Annotated in this window: 3 protein-coding genes; all 3 read left to right on the top strand. The window is 70.7% G+C overall.

All coding sequences use genetic code 11. The features are described from left to right. The first annotated feature begins 248 nt into the window (after positions 1–248). The 3 genes from ACFC3F_RS15020 to ACFC3F_RS15010 are packed head-to-tail and all read left to right on the top strand — an operon-like array spanning position 249 to position 1293. Entirely contained in the window at positions 249–524 is a 276-nt protein-coding gene (locus ACFC3F_RS15020; protein ID WP_376131518.1) for a hypothetical protein, read from the top strand. Beyond that, entirely contained in the window at positions 521–958 is a 438-nt protein-coding gene (locus ACFC3F_RS15015) for a hypothetical protein (RefSeq protein WP_376131516.1), read from the top strand. Before ACFC3F_RS15020 ends, ACFC3F_RS15015 begins: the two co-directional genes overlap by 4 nt. Beyond that, entirely contained in the window at positions 955–1293 is a 339-nt protein-coding gene (locus ACFC3F_RS15010) for a hypothetical protein (protein WP_376131513.1), read from the top strand. Before ACFC3F_RS15015 ends, ACFC3F_RS15010 begins: the two co-directional genes overlap by 4 nt. Positions 1294–1636: the final 343 nt, after the last annotated feature.

Below are 1636 nucleotides of genomic sequence, written 5' to 3'. Positions count from 1 at the left end.
GGTCATGGTGTGTCCCTTCCTGGGGTTTGTATCTCTGACAGTTACAGACTACGAGGGGGGTCAGACATTGGGGACCATGGGCGGCTGGTTGGGGTGCTGTGGGGTGTCTTGGCAGGGGGTGAATTGTGCTGTCAATTTGCAAGCGGGTTTCGGGGTGAATGTTGTTTGCATTTTGCAAGCAGATTTCGGGTGGGAGTGTCGGGGGTGTGCGGTAGTTTGTAACTGTCAGAGATACAGAGTTTTGGGAGGTGGTGGTGATGGTTTCTGGTCGGTATGGGGTTCGGGGTCGGGGGATCAGTTCGGGTGCGTTGTTGGGTCGGATCGCGGCGCAGGAGCGTCGGGAGCGGTTCGAGGCGTTGCCGGAGGTTGTGGCGGCGCGTGAGGCGTTTCGGGTGGGTGTGCGGCGGGCGCAGTTGGAGTCGCGGATCGTGCGGGGCACCGAGGGTGGCTTCTACAGCGAGGCGGATATCGAGCACGCACGGGCGGCGCTGGCGCGGCTGGATGAGCCGGGGGTGGCGGCGTGAGCGTGGCGGCGGTGATCTCGGTGCGGGGGTTGTGGGTGGGTCGGCATGTGGTGACGCCGGATGGGGAGGGTGTGATCGGCGCGGTGGAGCGCGGCCGCGGCGAGGGGTGGCGTCCGGGGGAGCCTGAGGCGGTGCGGGTGGGGTTCGGGTTCCCGGTGGTGGAGGAGCGGGCGCGGGGTCGGAAGGTGGAGCGGGTGATGTTCCTGTTCGAGGTGGAGCGGCGCTACGAGCTCGACGAGGTGTGGCCGAAGCCGGCGGGCGCGCAGCGGGAGAGCGTGGATGAGTTCATGGCGCGCAAGCATGATCGGTCGTGGAAGCCGCGGGCGCTGCCGAAGTCGCGCCGGTTGCCGCGGTTGTCGGAGGAGAAGTTCGAGGCGCTGATGCGGGAGCAGGGTGCTGCGCGGTGGGATGAGCCGGGGAGGATGGGGGCATGACGACGCCGCGCAACTTCCGAGCTCACGTCGCGCTGACGGCGCGTGAGGCGGCCCCGGCGATGTGGTCGGGAGCGTACGTGAGCGTGGGCGAGTTCTTCGCCGTGGTGGGCGCTGCCGATCTCGCGGAGCGGTTCGAGCCGGTGCCGAGCAACGAGTGGGTGCGGCCGGGTCTGGCGGGAGCGGTGGCGTATCGGGATCCGGATGCCGCGGCCGCGGGCGAGGGGTTCGGATTCGCGCTGGCGGTGTACGTCGAGGGCGACGTGACGGTCTACCGGTTCCCGCGGATCGAGGATGCCGCCCGGGCAGGCCGGCTGTGGACGGCCGGCCTGATCTGAGCCGTTCGGCAGCGCCCGGCCACCTCGAGCTCGAGGCGATCGCCGGCCACGCAGCGCAGCTGCGCACCCGGCCTCGGCAGACGCCGCGCTGAGCGGCCGGCGAGGCGCCCTCGAGGCGACCACACCGGGGGAGCGGAGCCAGGCCCGCACGCAGGCGCACAGCGCCGCGCAGCGGGCATCCAGACCCCCCGGCCAGCCCTGCCACACCGCCCCCGCGAGCGCACCCGCGCTCGCCCCATCCGCACGGCCGACCACCCGACCTCGCACACCCGACCACGACCACGCGCACAGCGTCAGCCCGCCCCGAAAACGTCACCACAGCAGCGGCCCGCCAGGGCCGCAG

This window comes from Microbacterium sp. NPDC055910, assembly GCF_042271185.1.
Lineage (GTDB): Bacteria > Actinomycetota > Actinomycetes > Actinomycetales > Microbacteriaceae > Microbacterium.
This window is presented reverse-complemented; position numbering and strand designations above follow the sequence as displayed.

Excerpts from the sequence above, each read along its gene's own strand:
- ACFC3F_RS15010 (WP_376131513.1), top strand. The coding sequence starts at position 955 with ATGACGACGCCGCGCAACTTCCGAGCTCACGTCGCGCTGACGGCGCGT.